15 protein-coding genes and 1 riboswitch are annotated in these 20,133 nt (G+C 57.3%); of the genes, 11 read left to right on the forward strand and 4 right to left on the reverse strand.

Features of this window, described 5'->3' with window-relative positions:
- Positions 1–2: 2 nt before the first annotated feature.
- Together leuC and leuD are read left to right on the forward strand one after the other, a co-directional pair.
- Positions 3–1,403 carry a 3-isopropylmalate dehydratase large subunit gene (gene leuC, locus A8O29_RS19240; protein ID WP_125354598.1) on the forward strand — a complete coding sequence of 467 codons (1,401 nt, stop codon included), beginning with the start codon at positions 3–5 and terminating at the stop codon, positions 1,401–1,403.
- A gap of 10 nt (positions 1,404–1,413) precedes the next feature.
- Positions 1,414–2,019 carry a 3-isopropylmalate dehydratase small subunit gene (gene leuD / locus A8O29_RS19245; RefSeq protein ID WP_125354599.1) on the forward strand — a complete coding sequence of 202 codons (606 nt, stop codon included), beginning with the start codon at positions 1,414–1,416 and terminating at the stop codon, positions 2,017–2,019.
- A gap of 70 nt (positions 2,020–2,089) precedes the next feature.
- Here leuD and A8O29_RS19250 read toward each other — a convergent pair whose 3' ends face one another.
- Both A8O29_RS19250 and sgrT read right to left on the reverse strand, forming a co-directional pair.
- Positions 2,090–3,268, reverse strand: a complete 1,179-nt coding sequence (locus tag A8O29_RS19250; protein WP_125354600.1) for a sugar efflux transporter — start codon at positions 3,266–3,268, stop codon at positions 2,090–2,092.
- Between the two features lie 115 nt (positions 3,269–3,383).
- Positions 3,384–3,539, reverse strand: a complete 156-nt coding sequence (gene sgrT, locus A8O29_RS19255) for a glucose uptake inhibitor SgrT (protein WP_110510748.1) — start codon at positions 3,537–3,539, stop codon at positions 3,384–3,386.
- Between the two features lie 87 nt (positions 3,540–3,626).
- Between sgrT and sgrR the strand changes: the two genes are divergently transcribed.
- The 4 genes from sgrR to thiQ all read left to right on the forward strand — a co-directional run bounded on the left by sgrR (position 3,627) and on the right by thiQ (position 8,719).
- A complete protein-coding gene (gene sgrR, locus A8O29_RS19260; RefSeq protein WP_125354601.1) occupies positions 3,627–5,282 on the forward strand; it encodes an HTH-type transcriptional regulator SgrR in 1,656 nt (551 codons plus the stop codon).
- 36 nt (positions 5,283–5,318) lie between these two features.
- Positions 5,319–5,424: riboswitch (TPP riboswitch) on the forward strand.
- Positions 5,425–5,455: 31 nt separating this feature from the next.
- Positions 5,456–6,439, forward strand: coding sequence for a thiamine ABC transporter substrate binding subunit (thiB, locus tag A8O29_RS19265; RefSeq protein ID WP_125354602.1), 984 nt, complete (start codon positions 5,456–5,458; stop codon positions 6,437–6,439).
- A complete protein-coding gene (gene thiP / locus A8O29_RS19270; protein WP_125354603.1) occupies positions 6,415–8,025 on the forward strand; it encodes a thiamine/thiamine pyrophosphate ABC transporter permease ThiP in 1,611 nt (536 codons plus the stop codon). Before thiB ends, thiP begins: the two co-directional genes overlap by 25 nt.
- Positions 8,009–8,719 (forward strand): thiamine ABC transporter ATP-binding protein ThiQ, encoded by a 711-nt coding sequence (thiQ, locus tag A8O29_RS19275; RefSeq protein ID WP_125354604.1) that lies wholly within the window; start codon positions 8,009–8,011, stop codon positions 8,717–8,719. Before thiP ends, thiQ begins: the two co-directional genes overlap by 17 nt.
- Here thiQ and A8O29_RS19280 read toward each other — a convergent pair.
- Positions 8,697–9,464 carry a DedA family protein gene (locus A8O29_RS19280; protein WP_110510743.1) on the reverse strand — a complete coding sequence of 256 codons (768 nt, stop codon included), beginning with the start codon at positions 9,462–9,464 and terminating at the stop codon, positions 8,697–8,699. The two genes, thiQ and A8O29_RS19280, sit on opposite strands and share 23 nt — an antisense overlap.
- Positions 9,465–9,586: 122 nt before the next feature.
- On the reverse strand, positions 9,587–10,438 hold the full coding sequence (gene araC, locus A8O29_RS19285) for an arabinose operon transcriptional regulator AraC (protein ID WP_110510742.1): 852 nt from the start codon (positions 10,436–10,438) through the stop codon (positions 9,587–9,589).
- Between the two features lie 215 nt (positions 10,439–10,653).
- Here araC and araB point away from each other — a divergent pair, with 215 nt between their 5' ends.
- The 5 genes from araB (at position 10,654) to rapA (ending at position 20,124) form a co-directional block, all read left to right on the forward strand.
- A complete protein-coding gene (gene araB / locus A8O29_RS19290; RefSeq protein ID WP_133460989.1) occupies positions 10,654–12,360 on the forward strand; it encodes a ribulokinase in 1,707 nt (568 codons plus the stop codon).
- Between the two features lie 10 nt (positions 12,361–12,370).
- Positions 12,371–13,873: an L-arabinose isomerase gene (araA, locus tag A8O29_RS19295; RefSeq protein ID WP_110510740.1), complete on the forward strand. Its 1,503-nt coding sequence runs from the start codon at positions 12,371–12,373 to the stop codon at positions 13,871–13,873.
- An 84-nt stretch (positions 13,874–13,957) separates the two neighbouring features.
- Entirely contained in the window at positions 13,958–14,653 is a 696-nt protein-coding gene (araD, locus tag A8O29_RS19300; protein WP_125354606.1) for an L-ribulose-5-phosphate 4-epimerase, read from the forward strand.
- 75 nt (positions 14,654–14,728) lie between these two features.
- On the forward strand, positions 14,729–17,086 hold the full coding sequence (gene polB, locus A8O29_RS19305) for a DNA polymerase II (RefSeq protein WP_125354607.1): 2,358 nt from the start codon (positions 14,729–14,731) through the stop codon (positions 17,084–17,086).
- Between the two features lie 131 nt (positions 17,087–17,217).
- Complete coding sequence (rapA, locus tag A8O29_RS19310; protein WP_125354608.1) at positions 17,218–20,124, forward strand: RNA polymerase-associated protein RapA; 2,907 nt, start codon at positions 17,218–17,220, stop codon at positions 20,122–20,124.
- The last annotated feature ends 9 nt before the right edge of the window (positions 20,125–20,133 follow it).

Genomic DNA, 20,133 nt, shown 5'->3' on the forward strand with positions numbered 1-20,133 from the left:
TCATGGCGAAGACGTTATATGAAAAATTGTTTGATGCGCACATCGTGCACGAAGCGCCAAACGAAACCCCGCTCCTGTATATCGACCGTCATCTGGTCCACGAAGTGACGTCTCCGCAGGCGTTTGATGGCCTTCGCGCGCACCATCGTCCCGTGCGTCAGCCGGGTAAAACCTTCGCGACCATGGATCACAACGTCTCGACCCAGACCAAAGACATCAATGCGTCCGGCGAAATGGCCCGCATCCAGATGCAGGAACTGATCAAGAACTGTAATGAGTTCGGCGTTGAGCTGTACGACCTGAACCACCCGTATCAGGGCATCGTTCACGTGATGGGGCCGGAACAGGGTATCACCCTGCCGGGCATGACCATCGTGTGTGGCGACTCCCACACCGCGACCCACGGCGCATTTGGCGCACTGGCATTCGGGATCGGCACCTCAGAAGTTGAACACGTGCTGGCGACGCAAACCCTGAAACAGGGCCGCGCCAAAACCATGAAAATCGAAGTCAAAGGCAAAGCCGCACCAGGCATCACCGCCAAAGACATCGTGCTGGCGATTATCGGTAAAACCGGCAGCGCCGGCGGTACCGGTCACGTGGTGGAATTCTGCGGCGACGCCATTCAGGCGTTGACCATGGAAGGCCGCATGACCCTGTGCAACATGGCCATTGAAATGGGTGCCAAAGCGGGCCTGGTTGCCCCGGATGACACCACCTTCAATTATGTTAAGGGCCGTCTGCACGCGCCGAAAGAGCAGCATTTTGAAGACGCTGTCGCGTACTGGAAAACCTTGAACACCGACGAAGGCGCAACCTTCGACACCGTCGTCACCCTGCAAGCCGAAGAGATTGCGCCGCAGGTAACCTGGGGAACCAACCCGGGCCAGGTGATTTCCGTTAATGACAACGTGCCCGACCCGGCGTCGTTTGCCGATCCGGTTGAACGCGCAAGCGCTGAAAAGGCGCTGGCATATATGGGCCTGAAAGCGGGCGTGCCGCTGACCGACGTCGCTATCGACAAAGTGTTTATCGGCTCTTGCACCAACTCCCGTATTGAAGATTTGCGCGCGGCGGCAGAAATTGCCAAAGGCCGTAAAGTGGCACCAGGCGTTCAGGCGTTAGTTGTACCAGGCTCTGGCCCGGTCAAAGCCCAGGCGGAAGCGGAAGGTCTGGATAAGATTTTCATCGAAGCCGGTTTTGAATGGCGCTTACCGGGCTGCTCCATGTGCCTGGCGATGAACAACGACCGTCTGGAGCCAGGTGAGCGCTGCGCATCCACCAGCAACCGCAACTTCGAAGGCCGTCAGGGCCGCGGCGGACGCACGCATCTGGTTAGCCCGGCGATGGCCGCAGCGGCTGCCGTTACCGGCCATTTTGCCGACATTCGTAGCTTGAAATAAGGACACCATCATGGCAGAGAAATTTACCCAACACACCGGCCTGGTTGTCCCTCTGGATGCGGCTAACGTGGATACAGACGCGATTATCCCGAAGCAGTTTTTGCAGAAGGTCACCCGCACCGGTTTTGGCGCGCACCTGTTTAACGACTGGCGTTTCCTTGATGACAAAGGCGAGCAGCCTAACCCGGAATTCGTCCTGAATTTCCCGGAATTTAAAGGTGCCTCTATTTTACTGGCGCGTGAAAACTTCGGCTGCGGCTCATCGCGCGAACACGCCCCATGGGCGTTGACCGACTACGGTTTTAAAGTGGTGATTGCCCCAAGCTTTGCCGACATCTTCTACGGCAACAGCTTTAACAACCAGTTGCTGCCAGTGACCCTGAGCGATGAGCAGGTCGATGATTTGTTTAAGCAAGTTCAGGCCAATCCAGGCATGAAGTTTGAAGTGGATCTGGAAGCACTGGTGGTGAAAGCGGGAGACAAAACCTATAGCTTTACCCTCGACGCGTTCCGCCGTCACTGCATGTTGAACGGTCTGGACAGCATCGGGCTGACGCTCCAGCATGAAGCGTCAATTTCAGAGTACGAAAACAAACAGCCTGAATTTATGGCGTGATGTGGTGCCCGGCGGCGCGATGCTTGCCGGGCCTGCATGAGATCGTTGGCCCGGCTGGGCAACTATCTACTCAAACATCCTTCACCCGATACGTCAGCGCCAGCGTCACCACTGAAACCGCTGCAATCACCCAATACACGTACTGATGCCCCCAACTCTGCGACACCGCGCCCTGAATCACACCTGCGAGGATCACCCCGGTTGAAATACTGTTGGTGAAAAGCGTGGTGGCAGAACCCGCCCTGCCCGGCATCAAATCCTGGAACCACAGCATGCCGATCCCGGCGATGATCCCGATGAACACCGCGTTAAACAGCTGTAATATCAACAGCGCCTCGCGGCTGTGGAAAAGAATCAGGCCGAAATAAAACAGCACACCCGCTGCCACCGCGGTCACCATCATCCGACGTTTACCAAAGCGTTTAACGTAAAAGCCCGCAAGGATCATCGCCGGGATCTCAAGAGCCGCCGCCGTGCCCATCAAAAAGCCCGCGAGCTTATCCGGCAGACCCAAATCGCTGCTGATCCACAGCGGCATATCAATGATGTACATGGTGTTGCAGGTCCACATCAGCGTGGAGGCCACAAACAGCATTCGCACGTTTTTATCGCCCCAGCCGCTGACCTGCGTCAACGCCACCGTGGCGGGCTGTTCAACGCGCGCCACCGACGGTAGCGCAAAGGCAATCAGGACCAGACTCAGGATAAAAATCCCGGCGGCAATAGAAAACATCACGGTGAAGCCGTAATTAAGCGCCAGCATAAAAGCCAGCGGCGGGCCGATTACCCATGCCAGCGAAAGCTGCGCTCGCATCACCGAACTGAACATCACCACTTCACGCGCTGAGCTGTCGGCGTATTCACGCGCAAGGGCAAACAGCTGCGGCATGGCGGTATTCGCCAGCGACGCCAGCAGCACGCCGCAGGTGATCAGCGTCAGATAATGACGATTAAAGGCAAACAGCAGCGCGTTGCAAACCGCCATCAGGCAGCAGAACAGTATCAGCTTGCGGCGGTCGCCCTGGTTGTCCGAGCGCTTCGCCAGCCCCAGACTCACGGCAATCCCGACGATGGCGTTGGCGGTATAAAACAGGCCAATCCAGAACGGCTGCGCGCCCACTTCGCGGCTGAGAAATAGGCTCAACGTCGGCATCTGTAATGCGCCCGCAATCCCCATCATAAATGCCACCAGCATGAACGCGGCGTACACCCCGTTCAGTCGTCGTGCCATCGTCATCAGCCAGAGCATGATTCATCCTTAATCGCAAAAGGGAAACGAAAAAAGCCAGCAGAAGCATTCTGCTGGCGGGTCTTTCAAGGCTATCGCCTGATACCAATACTCAGTCACACATGATCAAGTCAAGTTAATGAGGATCCGAAGCCGGGCATGTAACTTCCCATTGCATCAAGTCTTCCAGCATTTTCAGGCGCGTTCCTGCAACCAGGCGGGCCAGCCATGACGCTCCCTGCGTCGCCGAAAAGTACTGTTGATAAAACTCACAAGCAGTTAGCTTCTTCATATTCATCTCCTCACTTCATCGAGAATGATTATTGGCTTAATATGAGGATAAATAAATTGCTGGGTTTTCGTCAGGAGTTCCCCTTTTATGTCCTCTGGTCGTCTGCAACAACAGTTCATCCGTTTATGGCAATGCTGTGACGGGAAATCCCAGGACACCACGCTCAACGAGCTGGCCGAACTGCTCAGCTGTTCACGTCGCCATATGCGAACGTTGTTGAACACCATGGAGGACCGCGGTTGGCTGACGTGGCAAGCGGAAGCCGGGCGTGGCAAGCGGTCCCACCTGACGTTTCTCTATACCGGACTGGCGCTCCAGCAGCAGCGTGCGGAAGATCTGCTTGAGCAGGACAGAATCGATCAGCTGGTGCAACTGGTGGGCGATAAAGCCACCGTGCGCCAAATGCTGGTCTCACATCTGGGCCGCAGTTTCCGCCAGGGGCGACACATCATGCGGGTGCTTTACTACCGCCCGATGCGTAATTTGCTGCCCGGCACGCCGTTACGACGCTCTGAAACCCACATCGCACGGCAGATTTTCAGCGCGTTGACCCGTATAAATGAGGAAAATGGGGAACTGGAAGCGGATATTGCGCATCACTGGCAGCAAATTTCCCCTTTGCATTGGCGTTTTTATCTTCGTCCAGGCATTCATTTTCATCACGGTCGTGAGCTGGAAATGGACGATGTGGTTCATTCCTTACAGCGAATCAACGCCCTGCCGCTATACGCCCACATTACCCGCATCGAATCACCCACCACCTGGACGCTGGATATTCACCTTTCTCGCCCCGATCACTGGCTACCGTGGTTGCTCGGTCATATCCCGGCGATGATCCTGCCGCGCGAATGGGAAACCATGAACAACTTTTCCAGCATGCCGGTGGGCACCGGGCCTTATGCTGTTTCGCGCAATAACCAGAACCAACTCAAAATTCACGCCTTCGACGACTTCTTCGGCTATCGCGCGCTGATTGATGAAGTGAATGTATGGGTACTGCCGGAAATCGGGGACGAAGTGACCTGCGGCCTAACGCTGGAAGGCTCGACCGAAGGCGAAAAAGCGGTCGAAAGCCGTCTGGAAGAAGGCTGCTATTACCTGCTGTTTGATGCCCGCAGCCAGAAAGGGGCATCCGACGACGTTCGCCGCTGGGTCAGCCAAATTCTCTCGCCGGCCAATCTGCTGTATCACGCCGATGAGCAGTATCAGGGCGACTGGTTCCCGGCTTACGGCCTGTTGCCGCGCTGGCATCATGCGCGCCCGGGCAAAGGCGACAAACCTGCCGGGCTGGAAACGCTGACGCTGACCTATTATCGGGAACATCTGGAACACAAAAACATTGCGCTGATCATGAGCCGCCTGCTCGCCGAACATCAGGTGACGCTGGAGATCCGGGAGATCGACTACGACGAGTGGCATCTCGGCGAAATTCACAGCGACATGTGGCTGAACAGCGCCAACTTCACGCTGCCGCTGGATTTCTCGCTGTTTGCCCACCTGTTTGAAGTGCCGCTTATTCAGCACTGTATTCCACTGGACTGGCAGCAGGCCGCCGCCGACTGGCAGGCCGGAGAGATAAACCTGGCCAACTGGTCACAGCAGTTGATCGCCCAACGTTCAGTGGTACCACTCATTCACCACTGGCTGCGCATTCAAGGGCAGCGAAGTATGCGCGGCCTGCGCATGAACACCCTGGGCTGGTTTGACTTTAAATCGGCCTGGTTTGCCCCGCCGGATCCATAAGGCTTTCTGAAAAGTCACAAACTCATTACAATAGCGGCGTTCTCAACGGGGTGCTGCATTCTGCAAAGTGTGTGCGCTGAGATAATACCCGTCGAACCTGATCCGGATAACGCCGGCGAAGGGATTTGGGGCTCACTCAAAATCCTTTGCCACCCCTTAATTTGAGGTGCAAAGTGCTTAAAAAATTCCTGCCGTTACTGTTTCTGGCGAGCGTGCCCGTTTTCGCGAAGCCTGTTCTCACCGTTTATACCTACGATTCTTTCTCTGCCGACTGGGGTCCAGGGCCTGCGGTGAAAAAAGCCTTTGAAGCCGACTGCAACTGCGAGCTGAAATACGTGGCGCTGGAAGATGGCGTGTCGCTGCTCAACCGTCTGCGGATGGAAGGTAAAAACAGTAAAGCCGACGTAGTGCTGGGGCTCGACAACAATCTGCTCGACGCCGCCACCCAAACGGGGCTGTTCGCCAAAAGCGGCGTGCCGACCACCGGCGTTAACGTACCTGGCGGCTGGAAAAATGACACCTTTGTCCCGTTCGACTACGGCTACTTTGCGTTTGTCTACGACAAGAACAAGCTGAAGAACCCGCCGAAAAGCCTGAAAGACCTGGTCGAAAGCCCGCAGAAATGGCGCGTTATCTATGAAGATCCTCGCACCAGTACTCCGGGTCTGGGTTTGCTGCTGTGGATGCAAAAAGTGTACGGCGACAAAGCTCCTGAAGCGTGGCAGAAACTGGCCGCCAAAACCGTCACCGTCACCAAAGGCTGGAGCGAGGCTTACGGCCTGTTCCTGAAAGGCGAAAGCGATCTGGTGCTGAGCTACACCACCTCTCCGGCGTATCACATCATCGAAGAGAAAAAAGATCACTACGCTGCCGCTGATTTTGCCGAAGGCCATTACTTGCAAGTGGAAGTTGCCGCGCGTACCGCGTCGAGCAAACAGCCAGAGCTGGCTGAAAAATTCCTGAAATTCATGGTCAGTCCGGCGTTCCAGAAAGCGATCCCGACCGGCAACTGGATGTATCCGGTCACTCAGCTCACGCTGCCTGATGCCTTTAACGGGCTGGTGAAACCGAAAACCACGCTGGAATACACCCCGCAGCAGGTCGCCTCCGAACGTCAGAACTGGATTGCCGCATGGCAACGCGCCGTCAGCCAGTAATCGCCGGCTGGCTGGTGCCCGGCGCGACGGTAGCGACCTTAATGGTTGCCGTCGCGCTGGCCGCGTTTCTGGCCTTATGGTTTAACGCGCCGGCGGCAAGCTGGAGTAGTTTCCTGCACGACAGCTATCTGTGGCACGTGGTCAGATTCTCCTTCTGGCAGGCGTTTCTCTCCGCGACGCTGTCGGTCATTCCGGCCATTTTCCTCGCCCGCGCGTTGTATCGACGCCGCTTCCCGGGCCGACAAATCCTGCTTCGCCTGTGCGCCATGACCTTAATCCTGCCGGTATTAGTGGCGGTGTTTGGCATCCTCAGTGTTTATGGCCGACAGGGCTGGCTGGCTCAGCTGTGGCACGCCTTCGGCTGGGAATGGTCGTTCTCGCCGTACGGCTTGCAGGGCATTCTGCTGGCGCACGTGTTCTTTAATATGCCGATGGCGACGCGTTTGCTGCTGCAAGCGCTGGAGCAAATTCCCGGCGAGCAGCGCCAGCTGGCGGCGCAGTTGGGAATGCGCGGCTTCACCTTTTTCCGTTTCGTCGAATGGCCGTGGATGCGGCGACAAATTCCGGCGATTGCCGCACTGATCTTCATGCTGTGCTTCGCGAGTTTTGCCACCGTGCTGTCACTTGGCGGCGGTCCGCAGGCCACCACCATTGAGCTTGCCATCTATCAGGCGCTCAATTTTGATTACGATCCGGGCCGCGCGGCGATGCTGGCGATCGTCCAGATGCTGTGCTGTCTGGGGTTGATGCTGATCAGCCAACGTCTGAGCAAATCGCTGGTACCGGGGAACACTCAGCACGTCGGCTGGCGCGATCCGGATGACAGATTGCACAGCCGCGTGAGTGATTTCATGCTGATCGCCCTCGCTCTACTGCTGCTGCTGCCGCCGCTGATGGCGGTCGTTGCCGATGGCCTGAACCGCAGCCTGCCGCAGGTGCTGGCGCAGCCGGTACTCTGGCAGGCGGTGTGGACCTCGCTGCGCATCGCGGTAGCCGCAGGTTTACTGTGCATAACGCTGACCCTGATGCTGCTTTGGAGCAGTCGCGAATTGCACGCCAGAAAGCGCAATTTGGCCGGGCAAGCGCTGGAGCTGAGTGGGATGCTGATCCTCGCCATGCCGGGCATCGTGCTGGCGACGGGCTTCTTTTTACTGCTCAACAACAGCGTGGGCTTGCCGAGTACCGCCGACGGGATTGTGATTTTCACCAACGCGCTGATGGCCATTCCCTACGCCATGAAAGTGCTGGAAAGCCCGATGCGCGATGCAACCGCCCGCTACAGCCTGCTTTGTCAGTCGCTCGGGATGCAGGGCTTTACCCGCTTTCGGGTGGTGGAGTTGCGGGCGCTGAAGCGCCCCATCGCACAAGCGCTGGCGTTTGCCTGCGTGCTGTCGATTGGCGATTTTGGCGTAGTAGCGCTGTTTGGCAACGAGGATTTCCGCACCTTGCCGTTCTATCTTTATCAGCAGATTGGCGCCTATCGCAGCCAGGACGGCGCCGTAACCGCCTTTATCCTGCTGCTGCTGTGCTTCCTGCTCTTCACCATTATTGAAAAACTTCCGGGTCGTGATGCTAAAACTGAATGATGTCACCTGGCTTTACGAGCATCTGCCGATGCGTTTTTCCCTCACAGTTAAACAGGGGGAGCACATCGCGGTGCTCGGCCCGAGTGGCGCGGGAAAAAGCACGCTGCTGAACCTGATTGCCGGTTTTATCACTCCCGCCAGCGGGACGATTTTTATCGAAAATCAGCCGCATACCCATACGCCGCCCGCAAAACGTCCGGTGTCGATGCTGTTTCAGGAGAATAATCTTTTCAGCCACCTGACGGTGCGGCAGAACATCGGCCTTGGCATGCATCCGGGGCTGAACCTGAACGCCGCGCAGCAGCATAAGCTGGACGCAATCGCCAGTCAGATGGGGATTGAATCGCTGCTAGAAAGGCTGCCGGGCGAGCTGTCGGGCGGTCAACGCCAGCGTGCGGCGCTGGCCCGTTGTCTGGTACGCGAGCAGCCGGTGTTGTTGCTGGATGAACCGTTTTCAGCGCTCGATCCGGCACTACGTCAGGAGATGCTGCAGTTAGTCAGCGACGTTTGCCGCCGCCAGCAGTTGACGTTGTTGATGGTGTCTCACAGCGTGGAGGATGCGGCGCGTATCGCCTCGCGTTCACTGGTGATTGCCGACGGACGTATTGCCTGGGACGGTGCCACCGAGGCGTTGCTCAGCGGCAACGCCAGCGCATCGCATCTGTTGGGGATCAGCGGCTCACAACCTTCCTGAGAATATCGATATACACCGGCATCAGCGGGTGTTTACACAGAACGTACAGCGATACCAGGGTCAGAACCGACATCACCGGCGTCAGCCATAACAGCCTGCCGCGCGGCAAAAAGCGCGTCAGGCGATCGCTACCTGATCGACCCGCGCGCCACAGACGCCAGCCCAGCCACGCCGTCAACCATAGTAAACCGGCTGCCAGTAACAACAACCACTTGAAGCTCCCGCTCTGCGCATCGGCAGGAATGTCGATTGCCGCCCCAGCAAGAATGCCCGGCAGGAAATAGACCGGCGGCCAGAACAGGCAGCCGATGATATTAGGAATGATAAATTTGGATACCGGCAGGTCGAGCATCCCAGCGACCATCGGTACCAGCGGGCGCGTCGGGCCGATAAAGCGACCAATCAGAATGGTCATCATGCTGTGCTGATGCAGCGCGTGCTCGGTTTTATCCAACAGCGCTTTGTTCTTTTTCATGAACGACCAGCGGTGCAGCGGCTTTTTAAAACGCCAGCCGAGCCAGAAAGAGATCCAGTCCCCGAGCAGGCAGCCGATGATGCCCGCCAGCCACGCCTGCCAGAAATTCACTTCTCCGCTGCCGATCAGTGCTCCCAGCGCCGACATCATAATGGTGCCAGGCAGGATCAGCCCAACCAGCGCCAGCGACTCGAGAAATGCGACCATCGCGACCGCAATCAATGAATACATCACCGACTGCGTAATGAAATGTTCCAGCAATGCTTGCATAGAGTACCCGGTAGGAAAACGAAGCAGGGATTCTCCCGAGGGGCACCCACTTCGTCAAGCCGTCAATTGTCTGAATAGTTTACAGGTTATGACCCGTATTCGTGCAAAGGGGTTCACTTTTTTCACACATTGTTTACACCAGCACGGAACTCGCTGGGGCTGGCACCGGTACACTTCTTGAAAACGCGGGAAAAATAGAGCTGATCTTCGAAGCCCACGTTGCGCCCTACGCTGGCAATCGGCATGCGCGTAGTGCTCAGCAGCAGCTTCGCCTGGCTGATGCGCTGGTCTTCACGCCAGCTCAGCACGCTGACGCCGAGTTGCTGGCGGAACAGGTGCGACAGGCGCGACGGCGACAAACACACATGCTGCGCGACGCTGGCAATATCAAAGTGGCTGTCCGCCAGATGATCGCTGATGTACTGGCAGGCGTCGCGCACCCGGTGGTCCATCGGCGGGTGCAGCGATTCGTTGATCGCCTCCATGCGCCGCAGCAAGAGCTGTTCCAGCAGATTAATCGCCAGCAATTCGGAATACCGCCCGACGCCCTGCCCGGCATCGATTATCTGCCCAAACAGTTCGGCAAACTGCGCCTGGTGCGCGTCGTCTGGACGATAAAACCCGGTCTGTGCAAACAGCGCGGGCCACGCCAGCCATTCGTGCCAGTAAGCGCGCGGCCGGAAGTACACCCACTGGTGATACCACTCGCTGGCATCGGGATGACGGCCATAGTGATGAATTTCGCCCGGCGGAAACAGCACGATATCCCCCGGACGGCACACAAACTGATGTCCATGATTGTCGATAACCCCTTCTCCTCGTACCGTCAGGTTGAGGATATATCCCTTCATGCCGAGCGGCCTGTCCACGAAAAAATCGAGATAGCCTTCAGCCTCAATGGGCGTTAGCCCCGCCACCAAATGGGCATTAAAAGAGTAGCCGGGTAACAGCGGGTCATTCTGGAGTTCAGGCATAAAAACACTCGCTCAGCAGGCTCATCAGGAAATCAATTGTCCATATTGCCAGCGAAGCGAAAAAGGGCGAAATGGCCTGCGAGAATATTTGCACGCCGTCACACTTTGCGATGGCACAGCATTATTGTCCATAAGATTAGCGGTTCCCGCCTGACGGTTTTTTTCCCCGATATCTACTGTTTCACCATGTCTGACATTCTTCATGGAGCAACACGATGGCAATAGCAATTGGCCTCGACTTTGGTAGTGATTCAGTGCGAGCGCTGGCGGTGGAATGTGCCACCGGGAAAGAAATCGCCACTAGCGTGGAATGGTATCCGCGCTGGCAGGAAGGTCGCTACTGCGACGCCCCCAATAATCAGTTCCGCCATCATCCTCTCGACTACATCGAATCGATGGAAACCGCGCTGAAAAGCGTGCTGGACGAACTCGGCGCGCGCCGGGCTGAAGTCGTTGGGATCGGCGTCGACAGCACCGGCTCAACCCCGGCCCCAATTGACGCTGACGGCAACGTGCTGGCGTTACGCCCTGAGTTTTCCGATAACCCAAACGCCATGTTTGTGCTGTGGAAAGATCACACCGCCGTCGAAGAAGCCGAAGCCATCACCCGCCTGTGCCACCAGCCGGGCAACGTCGATTACTCGCGCTATATCGGCGGGATTTACTCCAGCGAGTGGTTCTGGGCCAAAATCCTGCATGTAACCCGCGCCGACAACAGCGTGGCACAGGCCGCCACCTCCTGGATTGAACTGTGCGACTGGGTGCCTGCCCTGCTTTCCGGCACCACCCGTCCGCAGGATATCCGTCGCGGGCGTTGTAGCGCCGGGCATAAATCCCTGTGGCATGAAAGCTGGAACGGCCTGCCGCCAGCCAGCTTCTTTGATGCACTCGATCCGCTGCTCAATCAGCATCTCGATTACCCGATGTTTACCGACACCTGGACTGCCGATGTTCCGGTGGGCACGCTCAGCGCCGACTGGGCGCAGCGCCTGGGCTTAGCGGAAAGCGTGGTCATTTCCGGCGGCGCGTTTGACTGCCACATGGGTGCCGTCGGCGCCGGTGCGCAGCCGAATACGCTGGTCAAAGTGATTGGCACATCAACCTGCGACATTCTGATCGCTGACAAATCCAGCGTCGGCGACCGCACCGTACAGGGTATCTGCGGTCAGGTGGACGGCAGCGTGACGCCAGACTTCATCGGGATGGAAGCCGGGCAGTCTGCCTTCGGCGATATCTACGCCTGGTTTGGCCGCATTCTTGGCTGGCCGCTGGAACAGCTCGCCGCCCAGCATCCTGAACTGAAAGAACACATCAAAGCCAGCCAGAAACAGCTGCTGCCTGCGCTGACTGCCGCCTGGGCGCAGAAACCGTCTCTTGAACATCTGCCGGTGGTCCTCGACTGGTTTAACGGCCGACGCACGCCGAATGCGAACCAGCGTCTGAAAGGCGTGATTACCGACCTGAACCTGGCGACGGACGCCCCGGCGCTGTTCGGTGGACTGGTCGCCGCCACCGCCTTTGGCGCCCGCGCGATTATGGAGTGCTTCACCTCGCAGGGCATTCCGGTGAACAACGTGATGGCGCTGGGCGGTATCGCCCGTAAAAACGTTGAGATCATGCAGGCCTGCTGCGACGTGCTCAATCGCCCACTGCAAATCGTCGCCTCTGACCAGTGCTGTGCGCTGGGAGCCGCCATTTTTGCCGCCGTGGCCGCCGGTGTTCACGCCGATATTCCACAAGCCCAGCAGCAAATGGCCAGCCGCGTCGAGCACACGCTCGAGCCTCGCCCTGCTCAGGCCCAGCGCTTTGAACAACTTTATCAGCGCTACCAGCAATGGGCGAAAAGCGCCGAACAACACTATCTCCCTTCTGCGGCCCCGACGGAAAGCAAGCCGGTGGTTCAGGCAGCAATGACTCATTAAGGAAATGAAGATGACGATTTTTAATAACTATGAAGTGTGGTTTGTGATTGGTAGCCAGCATCTGTATGGCCCGGAAACTCTGCGTCAGGTGACGCAGCATGCGGAACACGTCGTTAATGCCCTGAATGCCGAAGCCAAACTGCCGTGTAAGCTGGTGCTGAAACCGCTTGGCACCACGCCGGACGAAATTTCCGCTATCTGTCGGGATGCCAACTACGACGATAAATGCGCCGGCCTGATGGTGTGGCTGCACACCTTCTCCCCGGCCAAAATGTGGATCAACGGCCTGACTATCCTCAACAAACCACTGCTGCAATTCCATACCCAGTTCAACGCGGCCCTGCCGTGGGACAGCATCGACATGGACTTTATGAACCTGAACCAGACCGCCCACGGCGGCCGCGAGTTCGGTTTTATCGGCGCGCGTATGCGTCAGCAGCATGGCGTCGTTACCGGTCACTGGCAGGACAAACAGGCACATGAGCGCATCGGGTCGTGGATGCGTCAGGCGGTATCAAAACAGGATACCCGCCAGCTGAAAGTGGTGCGTTTCGGCGACAACATGCGCGAAGTTGCGGTGACTGACGGCGATAAAGTGGCGGCGCAGATTAAATTCGGCTTCTCGGTCAATACCTGGGCGGTGGGCGATTTAGTGCAGGTCGTCAATGAAATCAGCGACGGTGATATCAGCGCGCTGGTCGATGAATACGAAAGCAGCTATCGCCTGACGGCCGCGGCGCAGGTGCACGGTGATAAACGCCAGAACGTGCTGGACGCCGCGCGAATTGAACTCGGTATGAAGCGCTTCCTGGAACAGGGCGGCTTCCACGCATTCACCACTACTTTTGAAGATTTGCACGGCCTGAAACAGCTGCCGGGCCTGGCGGTACAGCGTCTGATGCAGCAGGGTTATGGCTTTGCGGGCGAAGGTGACTGGAAAACCGCGGCGCTGCTTCGCATCATGAAAGTGATGTCGACCGGCCTGAATGGCGGCACCTCCTTTATGGAGGATTACACCTACCACTTCGATAACGGCAACGATCTGGTGCTGGGCTCACACATGCTGGAAGTGTGCCCGACGATCGCCACTGCCGAGAAGCCGATCCTCGACGTGCAGCATCTGGGTATCGGCGGCAAAGCCGATCCGGCGCGTCTGATCTTCGATACCAAAACCGGCCCGGCGCTGGTCGCAAGCCTGATCGATCTGGGCGATCGCTTCCGCCTGCTGGTGAACACCATTGAAACGGTCAAGACCCCGCACAACCTGCCGAAATTGCCGGTGGCGAATGCGCTTTGGAAAGCCCATCCGGATCTGCAAACCGCATCCGAAGCGTGGATCGTCGCAGGCGGCGCGCACCACACCGTGTTCAGCCATGCGCTGACCCTGGACGACATGCGCCAGTTTGCCGAGCTGCATAACATCGAGCTGACCGTCATCGACAACGACACGCGCCTGCCGGCCTTCAAAGATGCACTGCGCTGGAACGAAGTCTATTACGGTTCAAAACGCTAAGACGATGCCCGGTGGCACTTCGTTTACCGGGCCTACGCGCGTGTAGGCCCGATAAGCAACGCGCCATCGGGCAAGGAGTTCACTATGTTAGAGCAGTTAAAACAGCAGGTGCTGGACGCCAATCTCCAGCTGCCGCAACACAATCTGGTTACCCTGACCTGGGGCAACGTCAGCGCGGTGGATCGCGAAAAAGGCGTTTTCGTCATCAAACCTTCGGGCGTCGATTACAGCCTGATGACCGCAGACGATATGGTGGTGGTGAGCCTCGCGACGGGCGAAGTGGTTGAAGGCCATAAAAAGCCGTCATCCGATACGCCGACGCACCGCCTGTTGTACCAGGCGTTTCCGACCATCGGCGGCATTGTTCACACCCATTCACGTCACGCCACTATCTGGGCGCAGGCGGGTCAGTCGATCCCGGCGACGGGCACCACCCACGCGGATTATTTCTACGGGGCTATTCCGTGCACCCGTAAAATGACCGACGATGAAATTAACGGCCAGTACGAATGGGAAACAGGCAACGTTATCGTCGAGACCTTTGAAAAACAGGGGATCGATGCCGCACAAATGCCCGGCGTGCTGGTGCATTCCCACGGGCCGTTTGCCTGGGGAAAAACGGCGGAAGATGCCGTACACAACGCCATCGTGCTCGAAGAAGTCGCTTATATGGGGATTTTCTGTCGCCAACTAGCGCCACAGCTTCCGGATATGCAGCAAACGTTGCTGGATAAACACTACCTGCGCAAGCACGGTGCGAAGGCGTATTACGGGCAGTAACACCTGTATAAAACCACAGCAACTCAAGACAAACCAGGCTATACTCAGGCCTGGTTTTCTATTTGAGTAGAGCGTGTGACGCAGGCGCGAGAAGGTTTTTTATTAACCCGTCACTGGCGGGATACCCCGCAGGGAACGGAAGTGTCGTTCTGGCTGGCAACTGACGACGGTCCGCTACAGGTGACGCTTGCGCCACAGGATTCGGTGGCGTTTATCCCTGAATCACACCGCGCTCAGACCGAGCGTTTACTTCGCAGCGAGCGCGATGCCCGCCTGGCACCTCTCGCACTGAAAGACTTCCACCATCAGCCAGTATTCGGCCTTTACTGTCGATCTCATCGGCAGTTAATGCGGCTGGAAAAGCTGCTCCGTGCCGACGGCATTACCGTCTATGAAGCCGATATCCGCCCGCCGGAGCGCTATCTGATGGAGCGCTTTATTACTGCGCCCGTCTGGGTCGAAGGTGAAATCCAGGGCAAGGCGCTTGTTAACGCGCGTCTGAAGCCCAACCCGGCTTATCGACCGCCCCTGAAATGGGTATCGCTGGATATCGAAACCACGCGTCACGGCGAGCTGTACTGCATTGGCCTTGAAGGCTGCGGTCAGCGCGTGGTGTACATGCTGGGGCCGGAAAATGGCGATCCGTCGCAACTCGATTTTCGGCTGGAATATGTCGCCAGTCGCCCGCAACTGCTCGAGAAGCTGAACGCCTGGTTTGCCGAACACGATCCGGATGTGATCATCGGCTGGAACCTGGTGCAGTTTGACCTCAAAGTTCTGCAAAAACATGCCGAACGTTACCGAATCCCGCTGACGCTCGGGCGCGGAAACGTTGAGATTGACTGGCGCGAACATGGCTTTAAGAACGGCGTGTTCTTCGCCCAGGCCAACGGCCGGTTGATTATCGACGGTATCGAAGCGCTGAAATCTGCCTTCTGGAATTTCCCGTCGTTTTCGCTGGAGTCCGTATCGCGAGAGCTGCTCGGGGAAGGCAAGTCCATCGATAATCCGTGGGACAGGATGGACGAAATTAACCGACGTTTTGCCGAAGATAAACCCGCCCTGGCGAAATATAACCTTAAAGACTGCGAGCTGGTGACGCGCATTTTCCACAAAACGGAGATTATGCCGTTTTTACTGGAACGCGCGACGGTCAACGGCCTGCCCGCCGATCGTCATGGTGGCTCGGTGGCGGCGTTTGGGCATCTCTATTTCCCGCGCATGCATCGGCTGGGCTACGTGGCACCTAATCTTGGCGAAGTGCCACCGCAGGCCAGCCCCGGCGGATACGTGATGGATTCCCGCCCCGGGCTGTACGATTCGGTGCTGGTGCTCGATTACAAAAGCCTTTACCCGTCGATTATCCGCACCTTCCTGATTGACCCTGTCGGCCTGGTGGAAGGCATGGCGCAGCCAGATGCTGAACACAGCACCGAGGGTTTTCTTGGCGCGTGGTTTTCCCGCACACAGAACTGCCTGCCGGACATCGTCGGGCAAATCTGGCACGGGCGCGACGAGGCCAAATTGCAGGGTAATAAACCGCTCTCCCAGGCGCTAAAAATCATCATGAACGCCTTTTATGGCGTGCTCGGCACCAGCGCCTGTCGCTTTTTCGATCCGCGCCTCGCTTCGTCGATCACCATGCGTGGCCATGCGATCATGCGTAAGACCAAAGAGTTGGTTGAATCGCAGGGTTACGATGTGATTTACGGCGATACGGATTCCACCTTTGTGTGGCTGAAACGCGCGCACAGCGAGGAAGATGCGGCACAAATTGGTCGTAAGCTGGTGAAATTCGTCAACGAATGGTGGTCCGCAGAGCTGCAGAAACAGGGGCTGACCAGCGCGATGGAGCTGGAGTTCGAAACCCATTTTTGCCGCTTCCTGATGCCCACCATTCGCGGCACCGAGACAGGCAGTAAAAAGCGTTATGCCGGTATGATCCAGACTGGCGATGAGCAGAAGATGGTGTTTAAGGGGCTGGAAACGGTGCGAACCGACTGGACGCCGCTGGCGCAACAGTTCCAGCAGACGCTGTATCTGCGCATTTTCCGCAACGAACCGTATCAGGATTTTATTCGCGAAACGATTGATAAACTGATGGCCGGAGAGTTCGATGACAGGCTGGTCTATCGCAAACAACTCAGGCGTCCGCTGGCGGAATATCAACGCAACATTCCACCGCATGTCCGCGCCGCGCGGCTTGCCGATGAACATAACGCCCGGCTTGGCCGCCCTTTACAATACCAATCACGCGGCAGCATTAAATATGTCTGGACCACCAGCGGCCCGGAACCCCTGGCGTATCAGCAGTCGCCGCTGGATTACGAACACTATCTGACAAAACAATTAGAACCGATCGCCGATGGAATTTTGCCCTTTGTCCATGACGATTTTGCTACACTACTGACAGGTCAACTGGGGCTATTTTGACAGGTGACTAACACCCTGGCTTCCAGTACCATAGCGCCCTTTCCATTCCTGGACCCCAATTTTGACTCTCCGTGGTTATTTCTGCGGAGGACAATTATTGCCTGCAATTGAAGATATAGAGCCCAAATTATATGCCTTTTACACTTGGTCAACGCTGGATCAGCGATACAGAAAGCGAGTTAGGATTAGGGACAGTCGTAGCGCTGGATGCGCGCATGGTCACTCTCCTTTATCCGGCAACGGGTGAAAACCGACTGTACGCCCGCAACGACTCCCCCATCACCCGCGTGATGTTCAATCCAGGCGATACCATTACCAGCCACGACGGCTGGCAGCTGCGCGTTGACGAAGTAAAAGAAGAAAATGGCCTGCTGGCGTACACCGGTACGCGTCTGGATACCGAAGAAGAAGGCGTTGAGTTGCGTGAAGTGCTGCTCGACAGCAAACTCATTTTCAGCAAGCCACAGGACCGTCTGTTTGCCGGGCAAATTGACCGTATGGACCGTTTCGCCCTGCGCTACCGGGCGCGTAAGTACCAAAGCGAAGAGTACCGTATGCCGTGGAGCGGCCTGCGCGGTCAGCGTACCAGCCTGATCCCGCATCAGTTGCACATCGCTCACGATGTGGGCCGTCGCCATGCGCCACGCGTCCTGTTGGCCGATGAAGTGGGTCTCGGGAAAACCATTGAAGCCGGGATGATCCTGCATCAACAGCTGCTGTCCGGTGCCGCCGAACGCGTTCTGGTTGTCGTGCCGGAAACCCTGCAACACCAGTGGCTGGTCGAGATGCTGCGCCGCTTCAACCTGCGCTTTGCGCTGTTCGATGATGAGCGTTATGCCGAAGCGCAGCACGATGCCGAGAACCCGTTTGAAACTGAACAGCTGGTGATCTGCTCGCTGGATTTCGTGCGCCGCAGCAAGCAGCGCCTGGAACACCTGTGCGACGCCGAGTGGGACATCATGGTGGTGGATGAAGCCCATCACCTGGTCTGGAGCGAAGACGCGCCGAGCCGTGAATACCAGGCCATCGAACAGCTGGCCGAACGCGTGCCGGGTGTTCTGCTTTTAACCGCGACGCCGGAACAGCTGGGCCTCGAAAGCCACTTTGCACGTCTGCGCCTGCTGGACCCGAACCGCTTCCACGATTTCGAACAGTTCGTTGAAGAACAGCAGAATTTCCGTCCGGTAGCCGACGCCGTTTCTCTGCTGCTGAGCGGCGAGAAACTGAACAACGAACAGATGAACGCCCTGAGCGAGTTAATGGGCGAGCAGGATATTGAGCCACTGCTTGCGGCGGCGAACAGCTCCAGCGATGACAGCGAAAGCGCCCGTCAGGAACTGATCTCGATGCTGATGGACCGCCACGGCACCAGCCGCGTGCTGTTCCGTAATACCCGTCACGGCGTTAAAGGTTTCCCGAAACGCGAGCTGCACACCATCAAGCTGCCGCTGCCAACGCAGTATCAGACGGCGATTAAAGTGTCCGGCATCATGGGTGCGCGTAAATCGTCAGAAGAACGCGCCCGCGACATGCTCTACCCGGAACAGATTTATCAGGAATTTGAAGGCGATACCGGCACCTGGTGGAACTTCGATCCGCGCGTTGAATGGCTGATGGGCTATCTGACCAGCCACCGCTCACAGAAAGTGCTGGTGATCTGCGCCAAAGCCGCCACCGCGCTTCAGCTGGAGCAGGTGCTTCGCGAGCGTGAAGGCATCCGTGCCGCCGTGTTCCATGAAGGCATGTCGATTGTTGAACGTGACCGTGCCGCCGCCTGGTTTGGCGAAGAAGATACCGGCGCGCAGGTGCTGCTGTGTTCTGAAATCGGCTCCGAAGGCCGTAACTTCCAGTTTGCCAGCCATCTGGTGATGTTCGATCTGCCGTTTAACCCGGATCTGCTTGAGCAGCGTATTGGTCGTCTGGACCGTATCGGCCAGGCACACGATATTCAAATCCACGTCCCGTACCTGGAAAAAACTGCGCAGTCAGTACTGGTGCGCTGGTTCCATGAAGGTCTGGACGCGTTCGAGCATACCTGCCCGACCGGCCGCACCATTTACGATAGCGTGCACCCGCAGCTGATTGAATATCTTGCGGCACCGGAAAATACCGACGGGTTCGATGCGCTGATCAAAACCTGTCGCGAACAGCACGATGCGCTGAAAGCACAGCTTGAGCAGGGGCGTGACCGTCTGCTGGAAATCAACTCCAACGGCGGTGAAAAAGCGCAGGCGTTGGCTGAAAGCATTGAAGAGCAGGATGACGACACCGGACTTATCAGCTTCACCATGAACCTGTTCGACATCATCGGCATTAACCAGGACGACCGCGGTGAAAACCTGATCGTCCTGACGCCTTCTGATCATATGCTGGTTCCGGACTTCCCGGGTCTGCCAGAAGATGGTTGCACCGTGACCTTTGAACGTGACGTGGCGCTGTCCCGCGAAGATGCACAGTTCCTGACCTGGGAACATCCGCTGATCCGTAACGGTCTGGATCTGATCCTGTCCGGCGATACCGGCAGCAGCACGATTTCACTGTTGAAAAACAAAGCATTACCGGTAGGCACCCTGCTGCTTGAACTGATTTATGTGGTGGAAGCACAGGCACCGAAGCAGCTTCAGCTGCACCGTTTCCTGCCTGCAACGCCGGTCCGTATGCTGGTCGATAAAAACGGTAACAACCTTGCGGCGCAGGTCGAGTTTGAAACCTTTAACCGTCAGCTGAGTGCCGTTAACCGTCACACTGGCAGCAAGCTGGTTAACGCCGTGCAGCAGGACGTGCATGCCATTCTGCAACAGGGTGAAGCGCAGGTAGAAAAAGTGGCGAAGGCGCTGATTGAAGCGGCTCGTCAGGAAGCTGACGACAAGCTGAGCGCAGAGTTGTCGCGTCTGGAATCACTGAAAGCGGTCAATCCGAACATCCGTGATGACGAGCTGGAAGCGATTGAAAGCAATCGTCAGCAGGTGATGGAAGCCCTGGCCCAGGCTGGCTGGCGTCTCGATGCGCTGCGACTGATCGTCGTCACGCATCAGTAAGGAAAAAAG

The organism is Scandinavium goeteborgense (assembly GCF_003935895.2).
Lineage (GTDB): Bacteria > Pseudomonadota > Gammaproteobacteria > Enterobacterales > Enterobacteriaceae > Scandinavium > Scandinavium goeteborgense.

Coding starts and splice junctions, on each gene's coding strand:
- leuC (WP_125354598.1), top strand. CDS start 3: ATGGCGAAGACGTTATATGAAAAATTGTTTGATGCGCACATCGTGCAC.
- leuD (WP_125354599.1), top strand. CDS start 1,414: ATGGCAGAGAAATTTACCCAACACACCGGCCTGGTTGTCCCTCTGGAT.
- A8O29_RS19250 (WP_125354600.1), bottom strand. CDS start 3,268: ATGCTCTGGCTGATGACGATGGCACGACGACTGAACGGGGTGTACGCC.
- sgrT (WP_110510748.1), bottom strand. CDS start 3,539: ATGAAGAAGCTAACTGCTTGTGAGTTTTATCAACAGTACTTTTCGGCG.
- sgrR (WP_125354601.1), top strand. CDS start 3,627: ATGTCCTCTGGTCGTCTGCAACAACAGTTCATCCGTTTATGGCAATGC.
- thiP (WP_125354603.1), top strand. CDS start 6,415: ATGGCAACGCGCCGTCAGCCAGTAATCGCCGGCTGGCTGGTGCCCGGC.
- thiQ (WP_125354604.1), top strand. CDS start 8,009: ATGCTAAAACTGAATGATGTCACCTGGCTTTACGAGCATCTGCCGATG.
- A8O29_RS19280 (WP_110510743.1), bottom strand. CDS start 9,464: ATGCAAGCATTGCTGGAACATTTCATTACGCAGTCGGTGATGTATTCA.
- araC (WP_110510742.1), bottom strand. CDS start 10,438: ATGCCTGAACTCCAGAATGACCCGCTGTTACCCGGCTACTCTTTTAAT.
- araB (WP_133460989.1), top strand. CDS start 10,654: ATGGCAATAGCAATTGGCCTCGACTTTGGTAGTGATTCAGTGCGAGCG.
- araA (WP_110510740.1), top strand. CDS start 12,371: ATGACGATTTTTAATAACTATGAAGTGTGGTTTGTGATTGGTAGCCAG.
- araD (WP_125354606.1), top strand. CDS start 13,958: ATGTTAGAGCAGTTAAAACAGCAGGTGCTGGACGCCAATCTCCAGCTG.
- rapA (WP_125354608.1), top strand. CDS start 17,218: ATGCCTTTTACACTTGGTCAACGCTGGATCAGCGATACAGAAAGCGAG.